Origin of the sequence: Methylobacterium sp. NPDC097929 (assembly GCF_049543375.1) — a bacterium.
Lineage (GTDB): Bacteria > Pseudomonadota > Alphaproteobacteria > Rhizobiales > Beijerinckiaceae > Methylobacterium.
In genome coordinates this window covers 232,754-250,243 of record NZ_JBMVEP010000006.1, presented here as the reverse complement: position 1 = coordinate 250,243, position 17,490 = coordinate 232,754, and the positions used below count along the sequence as shown (strand labels likewise).

Below are 17,490 nucleotides of genomic sequence, written 5' to 3'. Positions count from 1 at the left end.
CAAGCCATTCTTTCGGCGGCAAACCCGCCGTGTCGTTGGAAACCCCCGGTCCTTGACGCCGGAGTAGGTCAGGAGACGCTGAATGCCTGCAGTGCAGGAGACCATCGATCGGGTCCGCTCGATCGACCTCGACCAGTACAAGTACGGCTTCGAGACCGTGATCGAGATGGAGAAGTCCGAGAAGGGCCTCTCCGAGGACGTGGTGCGCTTCATCTCGGCCAAGAAGAACGAGCCGGAATGGATGCTCGAATGGCGCCTCGACGCCTACAAGCGCTGGCTCACGATGAAGGAGCCGGAATGGGCCCGGGTCGAGTATGACCGGGTCGATTACGACAACATCTACTACTACGCCGCGCCCAAGCGTAAGGGTCCGGAATCGCTCGACGAGATCGATCCCGAGATCCTGAAGACCTACGAGAAGCTCGGTATCCCGCTGCGCGAGGTCGAGGTGCTGGAAGGCATCGCGCCCGAGCGTCGCGTCGCGGTCGATGCCGTGTTCGATTCCGTTTCGGTGGCGACCACCTTCCGCAAGGAGCTCGAGAAGGCCGGCGTGATCTTCATGCCGATCTCAGAGGCCATCCGTGAGTACCCGGACCTCGTGAAGAAGTACCTCGGCTCGGTCGTGCCCGTGACCGACAACTTCTTCGCCACGCTGAACTCGGCCGTCTTCTCCGACGGCTCGTTCGTCTACATCCCGCCGGGCGTGCGCTGCCCGATGGAGCTGTCGACCTACTTCCGCATCAACGAGCGCGATACCGGCCAGTTCGAGCGCACGCTGATCATCGCCGACAAGGGGAGCTACGTCTCGTATCTCGAGGGCTGCACCGCCCCGAAGCGCGACGACAACCAGCTCCACGCCGCGGTGGTCGAGCTCGTCGCCCTAGAGGATGCCGAGATCAAGTACTCGACCGTCCAGAACTGGTACCCCGGCGACAACGAGGGCAAGGGCGGCATCTACAACTTCGTGACCAAGCGCGGCGATTGCCGCGGCGCCCGCTCGAAGATCTCGTGGACGCAGGTCGAGACCGGCTCGGCGATCACGTGGAAGTACCCGTCCTGCATCCTGCGCGGCGACGATTCCCGCGGCGAGTTCTACTCGATCGCGGTGTCTAACGGCATGCAGCAGGTCGATTCCGGCACCAAGATGATCCATCTCGGCAAGAACACCACCAGCCGGATCATCTCGAAGGGCATCTCGGCGGGCCGTTCGCAGAACACCTACCGGGGGCTCGTCTCGGCTCATAAGAAAGCCAAGGGCGCGCGCAACTTCACCAACTGCGACTCGCTCCTGATCGGCGATCAGTGCGGCGCGCACACCGTGCCCTACATCGAGTCGAAGAACGCCTCCGCGGTGTTCGAGCACGAGGCCACCACCTCGAAGATCTCCGAGGACCAGAAGTTCTACTGCCAGCAGCGTGGCCTCTCCGAGGAGGAGGCGACCGCACTCATCGTCAACGGCTTCGTCCGCGACGTGCTGCAGCAGCTGCCGATGGAGTTCGCGGTGGAGGCCCAGAAGCTGATCTCGATCAGCCTCGAAGGCTCGGTGGGCTGACGCGCAAGGCACAGAATGAAAACCCTCCCCCTCCGCGGGGGAGGGTGCCTGCGGAGCAGGCGGGTGAGGGGAGCGACCTCTCCGGATGCGGCGCTCCCCTCTCCCGACCCGCTGACGCGGGCCACCCTCCCCCGCAGAGGGGGGAGGGAGAATACCGGAATCGAACAGGACGACTGGAACATGCTTGAGATCAAAAACCTCGTCGTGCAGATCGAGGACAACCGCATCCTGAACGGCCTGAACCTGACCGTGAACGACGGCGAGGTCGCCGCGATCATGGGCCCGAACGGCTCGGGCAAGTCGACGCTCTCCTACGTCATCGCCGGCAAGGAGGACTACGAGGTCCTCGACGGCGAGATCCTGCTCGACGGGCAGAACGTGCTGGAGATGGCGGCCGACGAGCGCGCCGCCGCCGGCATCTTCCTGGCCTTCCAGTACCCGCTGGAGATCCCGGGCGTCGGCACGATGACCTTCCTCAAGGCCTGCCTCAACGCGCAGCGCAAGGCGCGCGGCGAGGCCGAGCTCTCGACCCCCGACTTCATCCGCGCGGTGAACACGGCCGCGGATCGGCTCGAGATCAACAAGGAGATGCTCAAGCGCGCGCTCAACGTCGGCTTCTCCGGCGGCGAGAAGAAGCGCATGGAGATCCTCCAGATGGCGCTGCTGCAGCCGAAGTTCTGCGTGCTCGACGAGACCGATTCCGGCCTCGACATCGACGCGTTGCGCATCGTCTCCGAGGGCGTGAATGCGCTGCGGGCGCAAGGCCGCTCGTTCCTCGTCATCACCCACTACCAGCGGCTCCTCAACCACATCGTGCCCGACACCGTGCACGTCATGTCGAAGGGCCAGATCGTGAAGACCGGCGGCAAGGAACTGGCGCTGGAGCTCGAGGCCTCCGGTTACGCCGAGTACCGCACGAGCGAGGCTGCGTAATGGCCGACGTCACCAATCTCCGCTCCCCCGCCGAGGCCGGCCTCTCCAAGCTGTTCGAGTCCTCGCGCAAGGCTTTTGCCAGCGACCAGGCGATCAGCCGCGAGGAGGCGTTCCGCTTCTTCGAGGCGACCGGCCTGCCGAGCCGCCGGGTCGAGGCGTTCAAGTACACGGATCTCCGCGCCGCCATCGTGGAAGCCGCCCCGCCGGCCGAGGCGCCGTCCGAGGATGCGGCCCGGGCCGCCGTGGCCGGGGCCAAGGGCTTCGACGGGGTCGAGGCCGTCCGCCTCACCTTCGTCAACGGCCATCTCGTGGCCGCCCTGTCGGATCTCGACCGGGTGCCCGACGGCGTGACGGTGACGCCGCTCAACGCGGCGCTTGCCCAGGGCGATGCCCGCCTGAAGCTCCTCGCCCCCGTTGAGCAGGTGCGCGAGAACCCGATCTACCAGCTCAACACCGCCTTCCTGGCGGACGGCGCGCTGATCTCGGTCGCGCCCGGCGCCAAGCCGCAGACGCCGATCCACCTGCGCTTCGTCGGCACGGGTGAGTCTGCCTTCTCGACCGCGACCCGCGTTCTGGTCGATGTCGGCGCCGAGGCGGAGTTCTTCCTGCTGGAGAGCCACGAGGGACCGGCCGGGGTGACCTACCAGCCCAACGACGCGCTCGACGTGCATATCGGCGCCGAGGCCGCCTTCCGCCACACCCGGCTGAACCGCGAGGGCGATGCGGCCGTCGCCCTCTCGACGCTCTCGGTGCGCCTCGACGCGCGGGCGCAGCTCGAGACCGTCAACCTCGTCACCGGGGCCAAGCTCTCGCGTCACCAGATCTACCTGCACGTCGCGGGCGAGGACGCCAACGCGGTCGTCAACGGCGCGACGCTGCTCGGCCACGGCCAGCTCGCGGACTCGACCCTGCTCGCCGACCACGCGGCGACCGGGGGCGTCGGCCGCGAGATGTTCAAGACGGTGATCGACGGCGATTCCACCGGCGTGTTCCAGGGCAAGATCATCGTCCGCCAGGTCGCGCAGCAGACCGACGGCAAGATGAAGTCCGATTGCCTGCTCCTGACCGACGACGGTCAGATGATGAACAAGCCGGAGCTGGAAATCTTCGCCGACGACGTCGCCTGCGGCCACGGCGCCACCTGCGGCGCGCCGGACGAGGATCTGCTGTTCTACCTCATGGCCCGCGGCCTGCCGCGTGCCACCGCCGAGAGCCTGCTGGTCCAGGCCTTCGTCGGCGAGGCGGTGGAGATGGTCACGCACGAGGGCGCGCGCGAGGCGCTGATCGACGGGATCGAGGCGTGGCTCAAGGCGCGGGGGTGAGCGCCAAAACCCTCCCCCCTCTGCGGGGGAGGGTGCCTCGCGGAGCGAGGCGGGAGAGGGGCCGGCACAGGTCTTTCCGGAAGCGGCGCTCCCCTCACCCGACCCCCTTCGGGGGCCACCCTCTCCCGCAGAGGGGAGAGGGGTTTTCGGAAGCGGAGGCGAGTCGTGGACAAGCGCCCCAAGCTCAACGAGGTCTCCCCCCGCCTGCGCCGCTTCGCTCGCGCGCAGCGCCACGACATGCCGAGGGCCGAGGCCCTGTTCTGGGAGCAGATGCGTGGCGGCCGGTTCCGCGGTGCCAAGTTCAAGCGTCAGGTGCCGATCGCGCCCTTCATCGCCGACTTCTTCTGCGCGTCGGCCAAGCTGATCGTCGAGATCGACGGCCCGGTGCATGAGACCGAAGACCGCCGTCGGCGCGACGAGGCCCGCGACGTTTGGCTTGGCGCTCAGGGGTTTGCGGTCCTGCGTTTCTCGACCGATCTGGTTCTCAGCAATCTCGGTGTGGTGATGGACGCGATCGGCGCGGCCATTGAGGACCGGGGTTTCCCCTCTCCCGCCTCGCTCCGCGAGGCACCCTCCCCCGCAGAGGGGGGAGGGGTTTTCGCGAGCCGCATTGAATGATCGCATCCACCCCCTACGACGTCGCGGCAATTCGAAAAGAATTCCCGATCCTGTCGGAAAAGGTCTACGGCAAGCCGCTGGTCTATCTCGACAACGCCGCCTCGACGCAGAAGCCGCGGGCCGTGATCGACGCGATGGTCTCCTGCATGGAGACCGGCTACGCCAACGTGCACCGTGGCCTGCACTACATGGCCAATGCCGCGACCGAGGGGTTCGAGGGCGCGCGCGAGACCACGCGCCAGTTCCTCAACGCGGCCTCGACCGACGAGATCATCTTCACCCGCAACGCCACCGAGGCCTACAACCTCGTGGCCTCCTCCATGGGCTGGGCGGGCCTGATCGGGGAGGGGGACGAGATCATCCTCTCGATCATGGAGCACCACTCCAACATCGTGCCCTGGCACTTCCTGCGCGAGCGGCGCGGCGCCGTCATCAAGTGGGCGCCGGTCGATGACGACGGCAACTTCCTGGTCGAGGAATACGAGCGGCTCTTCACGCCGCGCACCAAGATGGTGGCGATCACCCACATGTCGAACGTGCTCGGCACGGTGACGCCCGCCGAGGAGATCGTGCGCATCGCCCACGCCCACGGCGTGCCGGTGTTGCTCGACGGGGCGCAGAGCGCGGTGCATCGCCCGGTCGATGTGCGCGCGCTCGATTGCGACTTCTTCGTCTTCACCGGGCACAAGGTCTACGGCCCGACCGGGATCGGCGTGCTCTACGGCAAGAAGGAGTGGCTCGACCGTCTGCCCCCCTACCAGGGCGGCGGCGAGATGATCCGCACGGTGAGCCAGGACGCGATCACCTACAACGATCCACCCCACCGCTTCGAGGCGGGCACGCCGGCGATCATCGAGGCGGTCGGCCTCGGCGCGGCGCTGGAATTCATGATGAAGCTCGGCCGCGACAAGATCGCCGCGCACGAGGCGATGCTGACCGCCTACGCCCAGGAGCGTCTCGGCGCGATGAATTCCATCCGCCAGATCGGCAATTCGCGCGACAAGGGCGGCGTCATCGCCTTCGAGGTGAAGGGCGCGCACGCCCACGACATCGCCACCGTGATCGACCGCCAGGGCGTGGCGGTGCGGGCCGGCACCCACTGCGCGATGCCGCTGCTCACGCGCTTCGGCGTGACCTCAACCTGTCGCGCCTCGTTCGGTCTGTATAATACGACGCAGGAAATCGATGTCCTGGCCGCGGCGCTCGCCAAGGCCGAGATGCTGTTCGCCTGATTCTTTTGGGAATGATCGGCCGTCGCGCGGCGGCCGAGGGAGAGACCCGATGAGCACCGACGCCACCATCACCGGCGGCACCAACACCCCCGCCCTCGCGGCCGCCCCCGCGATCCCGCCCGAGGAGATCGACCGGCTGACCGACGACATCGTCGTCGCGCTCAAGTCCGTCTACGACCCGGAGATTCCCGCCGACATCTACGAGCTCGGCCTGATCTACCGGGTGCAGATCGAGGACGACCGGCGCGTGCTGATCGACATGACCCTGACCGCCCCGGGCTGCCCCGTGGCCGGGGAGATGCCGGGCTGGGTCGAGAACGCGGTCTCGGCGGTTCAGGGCGTGCAGTCCTGCTCCGTCACGATGGTGTTCGACCCGCCGTGGGACCAGAGCCGGATGTCCGACGAGGCCCGCGTCGCGCTGGACATGTGGTAGCGCATCAGCGCGTCGGAATCGCGCGGCCCGGCTCGAAGCTGACATCCTCGTAGATGTCCGCCAGCGCGAGTTGCGCGCCGATGGCGGGCAGCGCGATCACGGCATCGAGCCCCTCGAAGCTCTCCTCGGCCCAAGCGTCGCCCTCACGCCGGTAGAGCACGGCGCTGGGAAAGCGTGTTTCGACGAGGAGGATGTAGGCAAGGCTCGGATGGCGCCGGTACTCGTCGAGCTTGCGGAAGCGGTCGATGTTGGTGGTGGAGGGCGACAGCACCTCGACCACGAGACGCGGCGAGCGGCTCTCGTAGGTATCGCGGACGAGTTCGCCGCACTCCACCGTCACGTCGGGTCGCCGGATCGTGGCAATGCTCGTGCGGAGTGCCAGATCATCGGTTGTCGGCCGGCAGCCGCTTCCACGCAATTGCACACCAAGGCTGATGATGATGTTGACGACGGCGCGGTCGTGTTGGGCACTCGCACCGGTCATCATCTTGACGTGCGGCACCGGCACGCCGTCGACGAGTTCGTAGAGCCCGTCCTGGGCGGATTGCCACGCGAAGAACTCTTCCGGCGTCATCAGGCGCCGCGCAGGATCGGCCATCGCACCCTCCGTCACCGATTCAGCATAGCACGGCTGCAATCGGCCGGCGCATCGGGTCTTGCGGTGGACCGGCGCCGGGGGAGTGCTTATCTTTTGCGGTGTACCAAAACCCCTCACCCGCCCGGGCCTTGAACCCGGCCGCAGGAGAGAGACGACGATGTCAGGTTTCAAGGTGATCTCGCTGACCGACCGCGCCGCGGACCGGATCAAGGCGATCATGGCCGATGCCGAGCGCCCCATCGCGGGGCTTCGCGTCGGCGTGAAGAACGGCGGCTGCGCCGGCATGTCCTACACCATGGAATATGCCGAGGAGCGCAAGGCCGGCGAGGACATGATCGAGGACCGCGGCGTGACCGTGTTCATCGATCCGAAGGCGGTGCTGTTCCTGCTCGGCACCGAGATGGACTTCCAGACGAGCAAGCTGTCGTCCCAGTTCGTGTTCAACAACCCGAACCAGACTTCGGCCTGCGGCTGCGGCGAGTCCGTGGCGATCACCCCCGCGACGCCGGACCGGCTCGGGGCGGGCGCCCCGGCCTGATCGGGGCGGGCGAGCCGCCCCCCGTCACGGCGCGGTGCGTTCGCCCCGCCTCACGCCACGTCGCGCAGGGCGGCCTCGGTCTCGTCGAGGGTGCGGTTGCGGCCGGCGCGCTTGGCGGCGAACAGGCAGGCATCCGCCCGCTCCAAAAGGGAGACGGCGTTGTCGTCCCCATGCTGGGTCGCCACCCCGAGCGAGACGGTGACCTTGCCGAGCGACTCGCCGGTCGAGCGCTTCACGAGTTCGCGGCCGGTCACGCCGGCGCGCACCCGCTCGGCGATGGCCCGGGCCTCGGCCAGCCCCGTCTCCGGCAGGACGATGCTGAACTCCTCTCCGCCGAAGCGGGCGAGCGTCGCGCCGGCCAGACCCACATGCTCGCGCATGACGATCGCCACGAGGCGCAGCACCTGATCCCCGGTGAGGTGACCGTAGGTGTCGTTGAAGCGCTTGAAGGAATCGATGTCGACCACGATCAGGCTCGTCGGCCGGCGCCCGGAGGCCGGCGCATCGACGGCCCGTTGTAGCGCCTCCTCGAAGCAGCGCCGGTTGCCCAGGCCCGTCAGGGCGTCGGTCAGGCTCTCCAGGCGGGCCGCCTCCAGCGTCTCCCGCAAGCCTTCGATCTCGCCGCGGCTCTCGCGCATGCGCGCTTCGAGGGTGCGGTTGTTGGCGGTGACGTCGCGGGTGTTGGCGATGAGCGTGGTGACGACCTCGCGCAGCCGGGTCCGGCTGGTGGAGGTGTTGGCGATGTCGTGGGAGAGGGCCTGAAGCGATTCGCCGTACCGGGTCGTGGAGTGGATCGAGACGTCGATCATCTCCATGATGCCCTCGACCTCGGCGATGAGACTGGAATTCATCCGGTCCACCTCGACCGCGAGGCGGCGCGCGTCGATATAGGTGTCGTGCAGCCCGTCGATGTCGGCGGCCGTCAGCGTGCCGTTCTGCGTGGTGAGACGCTTGATCGCGTCGTTCATCAGCGGCTGCGTGCCGGCGACGTAGAGATACCACACGGCGTAGGCCCGCGGCGTCGCGCAGGCGCAGTAGTCGCGCATCAGCTCGAAGCTGCGCTGCGCGAGGACGAGACTCCGCTCACGATCGGGATCGGGGCCCTGGCTCATCCGCTGACGTACGCTCCGCCGGACGGGGCAAGCCCCACCGGGGGCACCGTCCGCTGGCTGGAGTGTCGCTCCAGAATCTCGCCAGGACGTTAAGGCGGCTCCGACAAAGCCGCCCCGCCGCGCGGATGGGAGACGCTACTTGCTCTTCCGGATTCCGGTCGGCTTCAGCAGGAAGGCCGGCACGTGCGAGCCGAGGCCGACGGGCGTGTTGTCGTCCTCCTCGTCGCGGCGCGGAGGACGCCGCTCGCCGCGCGGGGGGGCGCTCCGGGCGGCCTCGCGGACGGGCGCGACCGGCTGCGGCTCGCGGGCCACCGCCGGCTCGCGCCGCGCCTCCTCGGAGCGGCCGCGCTCGGCGGCCGGGCGGCGACCGCCGCGGGAGCGGCTCCCGCTGCGGGGGGCGGCCTCGCTCGGACGCTCGCTGCGCTCGACGCTCGTCTCGCTCGCCTTGTGCGGCTCCTTGGCCCGGCGGCTGCCGCGGCGGCGGCGCGGCTCCTCGCCCTCCGTCTCGTCGGAGGCGGTGACGCTGGTGAGGTCGCCGTCGAGCCACGCGATCGGCTGGCCGATCAGGCTCTCGATGGCCGCGAGCGAGCGCTCATCCGAGCGGTTGGCCAGGGTGAAGGCGTTGCCGGCCCGCCCCGCGCGGCCGGTGCGGCCGATCCGGTGGACGTAATCCTCGGGATGATGGGGAACGTCGAAGTTGAAGACGTGGCTCACCGCCGGAATGTCGAGGCCGCGGGCGGCGACGTCCGAGGCCACGAGCAGCGGAACCTCGCCGCTGCGGAAGCCGTCGAGCGCCGCGGTGCGGGCGCGCTGGTCCATGTCGCCGTGCAGCGCGGCGACGTTGAAGCCGTGGCTCGCCAGCGACTTCTGCAGCAGCGCCACGTCGCGCTTGCGGTTGCAGAAGATGATGCCGTTCTGCAACTCGTCCGCCGAGCGGATGAGATGACGCAGGATCTTGCGCTTCTCGTGCCCCTCGGCGCTCGTGGCCACGAGACGCTGCTCGATGGTCGTCGCCGTGGAGGCGGGGCGGGCGACCTCGACGCGCTGGGGGTTCGAGAGGAACATGTCGGCCAACCGCTCGATTTCCGGCGGCATGGTCGCGGAGAAGAACAGCGTCTGGCGCGTGAAGGGCACCATCTTCACGATGCGCTCGATGTCGGGGATGAAGCCCATGTCGAGCATGCGGTCGGCCTCGTCGATGACGAGGAGTTCGACGCCGGTGAGCAAGAGCTTGCCGCGCTCGAAATGGTCGAGCAGGCGCCCCGGTGTGGCGATCAGCACGTCGGTGCCGCGGGTCAGCTTGGCGTCCTGGTCGGCGAAGGAGACGCCGCCGATGATGAGCGCCACGTTGAGCTTGTGGTTGGTGCCGTAGCGCTCGAAATTCTCCTCGACCTGCGCGGCGAGTTCGCGGGTCGGCTCGAGGATCAGCGTGCGCGGCATGCGGGCCCGGGCGCGCCCGCTCTCCAGCATGGTCAGCATCGGCAGGGTGAAGGCGGCGGTCTTGCCGGTGCCGGTCTGGGCGATGCCGAGCACGTCGCGCCGGGCGAGCACGTGGGGGATCGCCTGGGCCTGGATCGGCGTCGGCTCGGTGTAGCCGGCCGCGGTCACGGCCTGGAGAACCTTGTCGCTCAGTCCAAGATCGGCGAAAGACATCGGGTACGGGAAACCATATGCGCGCGTGGGGTGGGGCCGAGCAGAGGCTCTAGGGCTCGCGCCGGCGGCTGATACGCGAGAGCCGTGCGCGGTACGCCGTCACGCGTCCGAACGCGCGGGACACTTAGAGACCCGCGCCCGCTTGTCAATCGATTGCGAGCGCCCGGGACATGCCGGGGCAGTCCGGGCACGGTTGCGCCCGGAGCATCGGTGCCGCGCGCTCGGCCCCGTTTTCGGCCGGCGGCCCCGTTGCGTCAATCCCGGGCGCCCCTGCGCAGGGCGCAGGGGTCGAGACGCGTCTCCTGCGCGCGGTCCTGCAGACGGGGGCCGATCGAGCCCGTCATCTCGGGATCGGCGATCGGGCGGGCTGCCTGCGGGCGCGGTGTGGCGGCCCGGTCGACCGGCTTGTCGACGGGCTTGGCGATGTGGTGGGCGAACGCCGTGGCGGCGAGCCCGACGATCAGCGTCGTCTTGATCGACCAGGCGAGGGGGCCGCGCGGCGTCGGCGAGCCGGAATCGAGGGACATGTCGAGAGCGCACCCGTCGGGCCGAGGTCTCCGGAAGCGGAAGCGCCGGCGCCCGCGCAGGGTGAACCGACAGGGTTAATGCAGTCTTTCTCAGCGCCCTAACGCGTTGTTAACCCTGTTCCACGCAGATCGTGTCGATCAGTTTGACTGTTGCACGATGTCGGCACAGTCGCAGATCGATGTGCGGAACGACACATCGATCTGTTGCGGTGCGTCACGGCCGCGTAAGCTTCACGTTTCGTTGACGAGTTCCGGTGCATTCATCGCTCCATCGCAGGAGGGCGACGGATACCGGGGAGGTCCCCCGGCCAATTCAACCAGCACCGGCTCCCGCCAAACCAGGACACGACACGATGAAAAGCCTGCTTCTCGCTTCCAGCGCGCTCGTCGCCGCCACCGTGGCCGCCTCGGCCGCCGACCTTCCGCGCCGCGCGGCTCCCCCGCCGGTGTTCCAGCCGGTGCCGGTCTTCACCTGGACGGGCTTCTACGCCGGTTTCAACGCCGGTTACGGCTTCGGCACCCAGGACGACCGCGCCCCGACCGTGCTCGGCGTCGGCCCGGCCTCCCTGCTCGTCACCGCCCCGACCGTGATCGCCTTCAACAACCGCGAGTCCAACGAGGGCTTCGTCGGCGGTGGTCAGATCGGCTACAACTACCAGTTCACCCCGGGCTCCGGCTTCGTGATCGGTGTCGAGGCCGACGCCCAGTACGCCGATTTCGGCCGCAACCGGAACCGCTTCGTCGCCACCGGCCCGCTGGCCGCGCAGCAGGTGTTCAACCCGGGTGGCCTGTCGGGCCTCGACTTCTTCGGCACCGTCCGCGGCCGTCTCGGCTACGCCTTCAACCGCACCCTCGTGTACGGCACCGGCGGCTTCGCCTACGGCTCCGGCGGCGGTCGTGAGTTCGGCACCGGCGTGTCGAGCGACGACTTCCAGACCGGCTGGGCCGCGGGTGGCGGTATCGAGTACGCTCTCCCGACCGACTCGTTCCTGAACTTCTTCAAGTCCTCGGCCGTGACCCTCAAGGTCGAAGGTCTCTACGTGAACCTCGACCGCGGCACCGGCGGCCGTGGCGCCTTCGCGGTCGACAACCAGGGCCGCACCGTGACCGTGACCAGCCCGGGCGTCGTGCTCGTCAGCGGCGGCCAGCAGGTCCGCGACACCGAGTTCGCCGTCGTCCGCGCCGGCCTGAACTACAAGTTCGGCTCGTACTAGGACCTCGACGCTCTCCGGCGGCTCGCAAGCGAGCCGCCGGACCGCACGGAGAAGCCCGGCCCCGCGCCGGGCTTTTTCGCGTTGTGCGCCTCGCGCCCCGGAAACCTCGCGGTTAAGCTCGCGTTTACCATGCCGGCCGATCCTGTCCGGCCCGGAGATCCGCATGCGCGGGCTCGGTGTCCTGCAACCGCCACCGCGAAGGCCGCGCATCCGCATGACATCGGGCATTCCCTGGGGCCGTGCCGCGCTCCTCGCCGTGGCTCTGCTCGCGCCCTCCGACGCCGTCCGCGCCGAGGGACCGCTCTACCTGCGCATCCGCGCCAATCCCGCCGCCCGCCTCGACGGAGCCGCCGGAGCCGGGACAGGGCAAGGGCAAGGGACCGCGCCGACGGCCGGATCGGCGGTTGCGGATACGGCCCGCGAGTCCGTATGGGAGCGCAGCGACAGGCGTGCCCGGATCGCGATCGCCTCGGTCTGCACCGGCTGCCTGGCGACGCGCTCCGCCGTGCGTGCGTTCATGCCCTCGTCCGTGACGGAAGCGCCTGCCTCCGGCGCCGCCGCCTCCGGCGCGTCGACAGCCGGCGCGCTCGCCGCCGACCTCTCTCCGCCCGCACCACCGACAGCAGGTGACCCATGACCCAGGCCCACCCGACCACCGGCGCCACCGTCGATCCGGAATGCCCGGTCTCCCTCGAACTCCTCGGCGAGGTCTATCGCGCCGACGATTACGACCTGCCCTACATCCTGGAGCGCATTCCGGCGCTGACCCGGGCCAAGCTCGCCGCCTACCTCTACGGCAAGAGCCACATGCACCAACTCGGCCTGAAGGTGGCCCTCGCCTGCGAGCGCGAGGATCTGATCCAGGCGGTGGGCGAAATCGGCTCGGTGATCTATGGCCAGTCCCGGCTCAAGCCCTCGGCGCCCGCGCCGGAGGCCGCTGCTCCCGTCGGCCGGGGCAGGGCCGCGCCGGCCGCTCAGCCGAAGAAGGTCAAGATCAGCCTCGGCGGCTCCGCCGCCAAGGGCCGCAGCTTCGACTGAAGCGAAACCGCGAATCAGGACGGGACGGAGAGCAGGTGTCATGTTCGCATCGTGGTGGAAGCTTGGATACGACACGACCCTGCTCGCCTTCGAGGCGCAGTCGGTGATCGCCCTGCGCATGGCCAAGCTCGCGGCCGGCGGCAGCGGCGCGCAGGCGGAGGCGCAGCGCATGGTGAGCGAGAAGGTGTTCGCGGCCGGAGAGGCGGCGATGCAGATCGCCACCGGCGCCTCCCACGGCGCGGTGGTGGCCGGCTACCGCCGCAAGGTCCGGGCGAACCAGCGGCGCCTCTCCCGCCCCGCGAAACGCGATTAACGCTCCCTTAACCATGGGCTTCCATCGTTCGGGCTCGCGTCGGACGACCTCAGGAGAGCTTCATGGTGCTGTGCGAGACGAGCGTGCGCGAGCGCGCCTACTATATCTGGGAAGACGAGGGCCGGGTCTTCGGCCGGGCCGAGACCCACTGGCTGCGGGCCGAGGCCGAGCTGCGGCAGGCCGCTGCGCTCCGTCCGGTCGAGGCCGAGGCGGCGCCCGCCCCGGTGGCCAAGCCCCGCGCCAGCCGCGCCAAGGCTGAGGTCAAGCCGGCCGTGAAGGCCCCCGCCGAGGTGCTGGCGGGCGTCGCCAAGGCCGCCACGGCCAAGAAGGCAGCGGCCAAGACCCCCGCCAAGTCGAGCGCGAAGTCGGCCGCCAAGGCCGCCGAGACCCCCGCCGCCAAGGCCGTGAAGGCCGCGCCGAAGGCCAAGCCGGCCGCCGGCCGCGCCAAGGCCGCTTCGAGCGCCGAGGCCGTCGTCCTGCACTGAATCGTCGCCCCGCGCGCGATTCGAGAGCCCGCCGTCCCCGGGGATGGCGGGCTTCGTCGTTTCCGGACGTCTCCGCATCGAGGGGCGCCGGACGATTCGGCCGGGAACGCGGGCCGGGCTCGGCCGTTGGCTTTCGTGCCGCGCGAGGCGGTGCGAGGCGATGATTGCGAGGACGGGATGGCGATGCGGGCGCGGATCGGAGTGAGTCTCGCGGGCGCCCTCGTCGGTGCGGCCCTGATGGCAGGCGGCGCGACGGCGGGGCCGCTGCGCGCGGGCGAGCCGGTCTTCGTCGGACCCGCTGTCCCGGCGGTGGACGGCCGGGCGCCCTGGAACGCACCCTGGGAATACGATTCCGGCAGCGACAACGATCGCCGCCCCGAACTGCCCTACTACCAGCAGGGCCGCGGCCAGCAGACGGGCGGGCCGGCCCGCAACCTGCTGCCGGATGACGGCCTCCACATCTTCCCGCGCTGAGGACCGGTCTTGGGATGAGCACCCGCATCAGGGCCGTGGTGTTCGACATCGACGGCACGCTTCTCGACAGCGTGGACCTGCACGCCCGGGCCTGGGTCGAAGCCTTCGCCCAGTTCGAGATCGAGACGGAGGAGGCCCAGGTCCGCCGTCAGATCGGCAAGGGGGGCGACCAGCTCCTGCCGGTCTTCGTGGACGAGGCGCGCCTCGCCCGCGACGGCGAGGCGATCGAGTCCTACCGCTCTGATCTGTTCAAGCGGGACTACCTGCCCCTCGCCCGGCCCTTCCCCGGCGTGCGCGTGCTGCTGAGCCATGTCCGCGACGCAGGCCAGATCGTCGCCCTCGCCTCCTCGGGTAAAGCCTCCGAGGTCGAGAACTACCAGAAGATCCTCGGCATCACCGATCTCGTCGACGTGGTCACCACCGCCGACGACGCCGAGCGCTCCAAGCCCCATCCCGACATCTTTGAGGCGGTTCTGGGCAAGCTGCCCGACCTGCCCAAGGAGGCGGTGATGGTGGTGGGCGATACGCCCTACGACGTGCAAGCCGCTGCGAAGGCTGGACTTTCGGCGATCGGCGTCCTGTGTGGCGGCTTCCCGGAGGCGGAGCTGTCGGCGGCCGGCTGCGTGGCGATCTACCGGGACCCTCAGGATCTTCTCGACGGCTACGCCCGCTCGCCCCTGGGCTGAGCGCGCCGTACTCCTCAAAAAGCTGTGAGGGGCCGGAACCTCCCCTGAAGGGACGGGTAACCGCAAGCCGGCAAACCTATAGCCTCGCGGATTGGAACCGTTTAAGAGCGCGCCCCGCGGGGGGGCGTAGCCCGCTTTCGGATGGCAACACCATGCAGCTTACGGCCGAGGCGCTCGTGACGACGTCGAAATCCCTTCAGCAGCAGGTCGCCGAGGCCATCGAGGATCGGGCGCTGCCCATCAGCCGGCTGCTGCGCCTGATGTGGGCGCTGGAGGCCGACCGCAACGCCGCCAACCAGAATCTGCGGGCGCAGCTGCGCGCCCGCATCGGCGCTCCGCTCAGCGCCTGATGTCCCGCCCGTCCCGCGCCGCGCCGTCTTGAGGGCGCGCGCGAGGACGCGGCCCCAACCCCCACGAATGCCATGCCTTTCGGCGCCGTAGCGGCGTCGGAAGGCATTGTCTTTCCTCAGGCCCGTCAGACCTCGGCGGGGGCCTCGATCCGGCCGGCGCGCAGGCGCACCGTGCGGTCGCAGAGTCGGGCGAGGCCGGGATCGTGCGTCACCAGCACGAGCGTCGCGCCGCGGTCGCGCTTCAAGCCGAACAGCAGGTCGACGATCTGCCGGCCCGTCGCCTCGTCGAGGTTGCCCGTCGGCTCGTCGGCGACGAGGATCGCCGGATCGGGTGCCAGCGCCCGGGCGATGGCCACCCGCTGCTGCTCGCCGCCCGAGAGTTGCGCCGGATAATGCCGCAGCCGGTGGCTCAAGCCCACCGCCTCCAGCTCCGCCGTCGCCCGCCCGTGCGGATCGGGCGCGCCCGCCAGCTCCAGGGGCAGCGCCACGTTCTCCAGGGCCGTCATGGTCGGCACGAGGTGGAAGGCCTGGAACACGATGCCGATGTTCCGGCCCCGGAAGCGGGCGAGCCCGTCCTCGTCGAGCCCGCCGAGATCCGTGCCGGCGATGGTGACGCGGCCGGTATCGGGCCGCTCCAGCCCGGCCATCACGGTCAGCAGGGTCGACTTGCCCGAGCCGGAGGGGCCGACGAGCCCCACCGCCTCGCCGCGCTCGACATCGAGCGAGATGCCGCGCAGGACATGCACCCGCGCGGGGCCCCGGCCGAGGCTCAGCTCGATCTGCGACAGGGAGACGGCCTTGTTCGACATCAGGCACCGACCGATCTTGGCAAGCACGGGGACAGGTTCGAGCGGGAGGATACGGCGTTGCACCACGCAGGCGAGGCGGAGGCCGCATCCGGCCGGGGGTTCGTGTCCCGGCTTGTGTCACGCTCAAGCGTCCGGCGCGAGACGGACGGGACCGATGTGGGGGCGCTTCGCTCCCGGCGCAGGGCCGCGCTGATGCTCCTCTTCGCCGCAGCCACGCTCGCGGGCGCCGCGAGCCTGCTTCCCCGCGCCGCGACGGCGGAGACGGCGCCCCTCAAGCTCGTGGCCCTCGGCGACAGCCTCACCGCGGGCTACCGCCTGCCGGCCGATGCCGCCTTCCCGGCGGTGCTGGAGCGGGCGCTGAAGGCCAAGGGGCACCGGGTCGAGATCGCCAATGCGGGCGTGTCCGGCGACACCAGCACGGGCGGGCTCGACCGGCTCGACTGGTCGGTGCCGGACGGCACGCAGGGGGTCATTCTCGAACTCGGTGCCAACGACATGCTGCGCGGCACCGATCCGGCCGTGACCCGCAAGGCGCTGGAGACGATCGTCGTGCGCCTGAAGGAGCGAGGCATTCCGGTGCTGCTCGCCGGCATGCTGGCCGCGCCCAATCTCGGCACGGAGTACCGCGCCCGCTTCGACGCGATCTATCCCGACCTCGCGGGGGCGCACGACCTCGTGCTCTACCCCTTCTTCCTCGACGGCGTGGCCGGCCAGCGCGGCTACACCCTGGACGACGGGCTGCATCCCACCGCCAAGGGCATCGAGCGGGTCGTCGAGGGCATCCTGCCCAGCGTCGAGACCTTTCTGGCCCGCTTGGAGCCGAGGAAGGGCCCGTAACGATGCCGCGCCTGTTTACCGGGCTCGAGATTCCGGCGGAGGTGGCCCAGCGCCTCGCCTTCTTCCGCGGCGGGCTGCCCGGCGCGCGCTGGATCGAGCCCTCGGATTACCATGTCACCCTGCGCTTCCTCGGCGAGGTCGACGACGGGGTCGCCGCCGATGTCGATGCCGGGCTGCAGGAGGCGAGGGTGCGCGCGCCCCTCACCGTGACGCTGGACGGGCTGGCGAGCTTCGGCGGCGACCGGCCGCGGGCGCTCTACGCCTCGGTCGTCCCCACGCCGGAACTCATCGACCTGCAGGAGGAGCACGAGCGCATCGCCCGCCGGGCCGGCGCCGCGCCGGAGCGGCGCAAGTTCACGCCGCACGTGACGCTGGCCCGCCTCAACCGCGAGGCCTCCCCCGAGGCCGTGGCGCGGAGGCTGACGGAGGCGGGGGTGTTTCCCCGCCTGACCTTCACGGCACGCCGCGCCGCCCTGTTCTCGGCCCGCACCTCCCGCGGCGGCGGGCCCTACCTCGTCGAGGCGGCCTATCCCTTCGCCGCGGACGGTTTCCCGCCCGATGACGAAGAGCCGTGACGAGGCTACGGTGTTCCGCCCTTGCTTTGGGCCGCCGGTTGCGGCATGACGCGAGCCGCGCCGCGCGCGCCGTAGGAGTGTAGCTCAACTGGTCAGAGCACCGGTCTCCAAAACCGGGGGTTGGGGGTTCGAGTCCCTCCACTCCTGCCACGGCGCCCCCTGCACCCGACTTGGCATCCGGCCCGCCGCGG

At 69.8% G+C, this 17,490-nt stretch carries 22 protein-coding genes and 1 tRNA gene; 18 read left to right on the top strand and 5 right to left on the bottom strand.

All coding sequences use genetic code 11. The features are described 5' to 3' along the window. Nucleotides 1-82: 82 nt before the first annotated feature. From sufB to ACPCJR_RS16570, 6 genes are all read left to right on the top strand, one after another. The gene (gene sufB, locus ACPCJR_RS16595; RefSeq protein WP_391513498.1) at nt 83-1,552 is read left to right on the top strand and encodes a Fe-S cluster assembly protein SufB; all 1,470 of its coding nucleotides are present in this window, start codon (nt 83-85) and stop codon (nt 1,550-1,552) included. Nucleotides 1,553-1,732: 180 nt separating this feature from the next. Then, nucleotides 1,733-2,485 carry a Fe-S cluster assembly ATPase SufC gene (sufC, locus tag ACPCJR_RS16590; protein ID WP_391513500.1) on the top strand — a complete coding sequence of 251 codons (753 nt, stop codon included), beginning with the start codon at nt 1,733-1,735 and terminating at the stop codon, nt 2,483-2,485. After that, on the top strand, nt 2,485-3,807 hold the full coding sequence (locus ACPCJR_RS16585; RefSeq protein WP_391513502.1) for a SufB/SufD family protein: 1,323 nt from the start codon (nt 2,485-2,487) through the stop codon (nt 3,805-3,807). The genes sufC and ACPCJR_RS16585 overlap by 1 nt, the downstream gene beginning before the upstream one ends. A 165-nt stretch (nt 3,808-3,972) precedes the next feature. After that, nucleotides 3,973-4,425, top strand: a complete 453-nt coding sequence (locus ACPCJR_RS16580) for an endonuclease domain-containing protein (protein WP_391513504.1) — start codon at nt 3,973-3,975, stop codon at nt 4,423-4,425. After that, complete coding sequence (locus ACPCJR_RS16575; RefSeq protein WP_391513506.1) at nt 4,422-5,657, top strand: cysteine desulfurase; 1,236 nt, start codon at nt 4,422-4,424, stop codon at nt 5,655-5,657. Before ACPCJR_RS16580 ends, ACPCJR_RS16575 begins: the two co-directional genes overlap by 4 nt. Nucleotides 5,658-5,706: 49 nt before the next feature. Then, nucleotides 5,707-6,090, top strand: a complete 384-nt coding sequence (locus ACPCJR_RS16570; protein ID WP_391513508.1) for an SUF system Fe-S cluster assembly protein — start codon at nt 5,707-5,709, stop codon at nt 6,088-6,090. Nucleotides 6,091-6,094: 4 nt separating this feature from the next. Here the strand turns inward: ACPCJR_RS16570 and ACPCJR_RS16565 are convergent, their stop codons facing one another. Further along, nucleotides 6,095-6,688: a Uma2 family endonuclease gene (locus tag ACPCJR_RS16565; protein ID WP_391513510.1), complete on the bottom strand. Its 594-nt coding sequence runs from the start codon at nt 6,686-6,688 to the stop codon at nt 6,095-6,097. 157 nt (nt 6,689-6,845) lie between these two features. On the opposite strand from ACPCJR_RS16565, the gene ACPCJR_RS16560 reads away from it, so the two are divergent. After that, a complete protein-coding gene (locus ACPCJR_RS16560; RefSeq protein WP_110351649.1) occupies nt 6,846-7,226 on the top strand; it encodes a HesB/IscA family protein in 381 nt (126 codons plus the stop codon). Between the two features lie 50 nt (nt 7,227-7,276). Here ACPCJR_RS16560 and ACPCJR_RS16555 read toward each other — a convergent pair whose 3' ends face one another. The 3 genes from ACPCJR_RS16555 to ACPCJR_RS16545 form a co-directional block, all read right to left on the bottom strand. Beyond that, entirely contained in the window at nt 7,277-8,338 is a 1,062-nt protein-coding gene (locus ACPCJR_RS16555) for a GGDEF domain-containing protein (protein ID WP_391513513.1), read from the bottom strand. Nucleotides 8,339-8,473: 135 nt separating this feature from the next. Then, nucleotides 8,474-9,991 (bottom strand): DEAD/DEAH box helicase, encoded by a 1,518-nt coding sequence (locus ACPCJR_RS16550; RefSeq protein ID WP_391513515.1) that lies wholly within the window; start codon nt 9,989-9,991, stop codon nt 8,474-8,476. 254 nt (nt 9,992-10,245) lie between these two features. After that, the gene (locus tag ACPCJR_RS16545; RefSeq protein WP_391513516.1) at nt 10,246-10,518 is read right to left on the bottom strand and encodes a hypothetical protein; all 273 of its coding nucleotides are present in this window, start codon (nt 10,516-10,518) and stop codon (nt 10,246-10,248) included. Nucleotides 10,519-10,871: 353 nt separating this feature from the next. Between ACPCJR_RS16545 and ACPCJR_RS16540 the strand changes: the two genes are divergently transcribed. The 8 genes from ACPCJR_RS16540 to ACPCJR_RS16505 all read left to right on the top strand — a co-directional run bounded on the left by ACPCJR_RS16540 (nt 10,872) and on the right by ACPCJR_RS16505 (nt 15,078). Next, entirely contained in the window at nt 10,872-11,732 is an 861-nt protein-coding gene (locus tag ACPCJR_RS16540; protein ID WP_391513518.1) for an outer membrane protein, read from the top strand. A gap of 214 nt (nt 11,733-11,946) precedes the next feature. Further along, a complete protein-coding gene (locus ACPCJR_RS16535) occupies nt 11,947-12,369 on the top strand; it encodes a hypothetical protein (protein ID WP_391513519.1) in 423 nt (140 codons plus the stop codon). Beyond that, nucleotides 12,366-12,770 (top strand): hypothetical protein, encoded by a 405-nt coding sequence (locus ACPCJR_RS16530; protein ID WP_391513521.1) that lies wholly within the window; start codon nt 12,366-12,368, stop codon nt 12,768-12,770. The genes ACPCJR_RS16535 and ACPCJR_RS16530 overlap by 4 nt, the downstream gene beginning before the upstream one ends. Nucleotides 12,771-12,810: 40 nt before the next feature. Next, on the top strand, nt 12,811-13,083 hold the full coding sequence (locus ACPCJR_RS16525) for a hypothetical protein (protein ID WP_391513522.1): 273 nt from the start codon (nt 12,811-12,813) through the stop codon (nt 13,081-13,083). A 62-nt stretch (nt 13,084-13,145) separates the two neighbouring features. Further along, nucleotides 13,146-13,568: a DUF2934 domain-containing protein gene (locus tag ACPCJR_RS16520; RefSeq protein ID WP_391513524.1), complete on the top strand. Its 423-nt coding sequence runs from the start codon at nt 13,146-13,148 to the stop codon at nt 13,566-13,568. A gap of 183 nt (nt 13,569-13,751) precedes the next feature. Beyond that, nucleotides 13,752-14,042, top strand: coding sequence for a hypothetical protein (locus tag ACPCJR_RS16515; RefSeq protein WP_391513525.1), 291 nt, complete (start codon nt 13,752-13,754; stop codon nt 14,040-14,042). Between the two features lie 14 nt (nt 14,043-14,056). Then, entirely contained in the window at nt 14,057-14,728 is a 672-nt protein-coding gene (locus ACPCJR_RS16510) for an HAD family hydrolase (protein ID WP_391513526.1), read from the top strand. 152 nt (nt 14,729-14,880) lie between these two features. Beyond that, nucleotides 14,881-15,078 (top strand): hypothetical protein, encoded by a 198-nt coding sequence (locus ACPCJR_RS16505; RefSeq protein WP_110351639.1) that lies wholly within the window; start codon nt 14,881-14,883, stop codon nt 15,076-15,078. A 125-nt stretch (nt 15,079-15,203) separates the two neighbouring features. Here ACPCJR_RS16505 and ACPCJR_RS16500 read toward each other — a convergent pair whose 3' ends face one another. Then, a complete protein-coding gene (locus tag ACPCJR_RS16500; RefSeq protein ID WP_110351695.1) occupies nt 15,204-15,887 on the bottom strand; it encodes an ABC transporter ATP-binding protein in 684 nt (227 codons plus the stop codon). A 192-nt stretch (nt 15,888-16,079) separates the two neighbouring features. Here ACPCJR_RS16500 and ACPCJR_RS16495 point away from each other — a divergent pair, with 192 nt between their 5' ends. From ACPCJR_RS16495 to ACPCJR_RS16485, 3 genes are all read left to right on the top strand, one after another. After that, nucleotides 16,080-16,724, top strand: a complete 645-nt coding sequence (locus tag ACPCJR_RS16495; protein ID WP_391513528.1) for an arylesterase — start codon at nt 16,080-16,082, stop codon at nt 16,722-16,724. A 2-nt stretch (nt 16,725-16,726) separates the two neighbouring features. Further along, nucleotides 16,727-17,299 carry an RNA 2',3'-cyclic phosphodiesterase gene (gene thpR / locus ACPCJR_RS16490; RefSeq protein WP_391513530.1) on the top strand — a complete coding sequence of 191 codons (573 nt, stop codon included), beginning with the start codon at nt 16,727-16,729 and terminating at the stop codon, nt 17,297-17,299. Nucleotides 17,300-17,372: 73 nt separating this feature from the next. After that, nucleotides 17,373-17,449: transfer RNA gene (locus ACPCJR_RS16485), tRNA-Trp, on the top strand. Nucleotides 17,450-17,490 lie beyond the last annotated feature (41 nt).

Bases quoted from the DNA above. Each gene is read 5' to 3' on its own strand.
- sufB (WP_391513498.1), top strand. From the start codon at position 83: ATGCCTGCAGTGCAGGAGACCATCGATCGGGTCCGCTCGATCGACCTC.
- sufC (WP_391513500.1), top strand. From the start codon at position 1,733: ATGCTTGAGATCAAAAACCTCGTCGTGCAGATCGAGGACAACCGCATC.
- ACPCJR_RS16585 (WP_391513502.1), top strand. From the start codon at position 2,485: ATGGCCGACGTCACCAATCTCCGCTCCCCCGCCGAGGCCGGCCTCTCC.
- ACPCJR_RS16575 (WP_391513506.1), top strand. From the start codon at position 4,422: ATGATCGCATCCACCCCCTACGACGTCGCGGCAATTCGAAAAGAATTC.
- ACPCJR_RS16570 (WP_391513508.1), top strand. From the start codon at position 5,707: ATGAGCACCGACGCCACCATCACCGGCGGCACCAACACCCCCGCCCTC.
- ACPCJR_RS16565 (WP_391513510.1), bottom strand. From the start codon at position 6,688: ATGGCCGATCCTGCGCGGCGCCTGATGACGCCGGAAGAGTTCTTCGCG.
- ACPCJR_RS16560 (WP_110351649.1), top strand. From the start codon at position 6,846: ATGTCAGGTTTCAAGGTGATCTCGCTGACCGACCGCGCCGCGGACCGG.
- ACPCJR_RS16555 (WP_391513513.1), bottom strand. From the start codon at position 8,338: ATGAGCCAGGGCCCCGATCCCGATCGTGAGCGGAGTCTCGTCCTCGCG.
- ACPCJR_RS16550 (WP_391513515.1), bottom strand. From the start codon at position 9,991: ATGTCTTTCGCCGATCTTGGACTGAGCGACAAGGTTCTCCAGGCCGTG.
- ACPCJR_RS16545 (WP_391513516.1), bottom strand. From the start codon at position 10,518: ATGTCCCTCGATTCCGGCTCGCCGACGCCGCGCGGCCCCCTCGCCTGG.
- ACPCJR_RS16540 (WP_391513518.1), top strand. From the start codon at position 10,872: ATGAAAAGCCTGCTTCTCGCTTCCAGCGCGCTCGTCGCCGCCACCGTG.
- ACPCJR_RS16535 (WP_391513519.1), top strand. From the start codon at position 11,947: ATGACATCGGGCATTCCCTGGGGCCGTGCCGCGCTCCTCGCCGTGGCT.
- ACPCJR_RS16530 (WP_391513521.1), top strand. From the start codon at position 12,366: ATGACCCAGGCCCACCCGACCACCGGCGCCACCGTCGATCCGGAATGC.
- ACPCJR_RS16525 (WP_391513522.1), top strand. From the start codon at position 12,811: ATGTTCGCATCGTGGTGGAAGCTTGGATACGACACGACCCTGCTCGCC.
- ACPCJR_RS16520 (WP_391513524.1), top strand. From the start codon at position 13,146: ATGGTGCTGTGCGAGACGAGCGTGCGCGAGCGCGCCTACTATATCTGG.
- ACPCJR_RS16515 (WP_391513525.1), top strand. From the start codon at position 13,752: ATGCGGGCGCGGATCGGAGTGAGTCTCGCGGGCGCCCTCGTCGGTGCG.
- ACPCJR_RS16510 (WP_391513526.1), top strand. From the start codon at position 14,057: ATGAGCACCCGCATCAGGGCCGTGGTGTTCGACATCGACGGCACGCTT.
- ACPCJR_RS16505 (WP_110351639.1), top strand. From the start codon at position 14,881: ATGCAGCTTACGGCCGAGGCGCTCGTGACGACGTCGAAATCCCTTCAG.
- ACPCJR_RS16500 (WP_110351695.1), bottom strand. From the start codon at position 15,887: ATGTCGAACAAGGCCGTCTCCCTGTCGCAGATCGAGCTGAGCCTCGGC.
- ACPCJR_RS16495 (WP_391513528.1), top strand. From the start codon at position 16,080: ATGCTCCTCTTCGCCGCAGCCACGCTCGCGGGCGCCGCGAGCCTGCTT.
- thpR (WP_391513530.1), top strand. From the start codon at position 16,727: ATGCCGCGCCTGTTTACCGGGCTCGAGATTCCGGCGGAGGTGGCCCAG.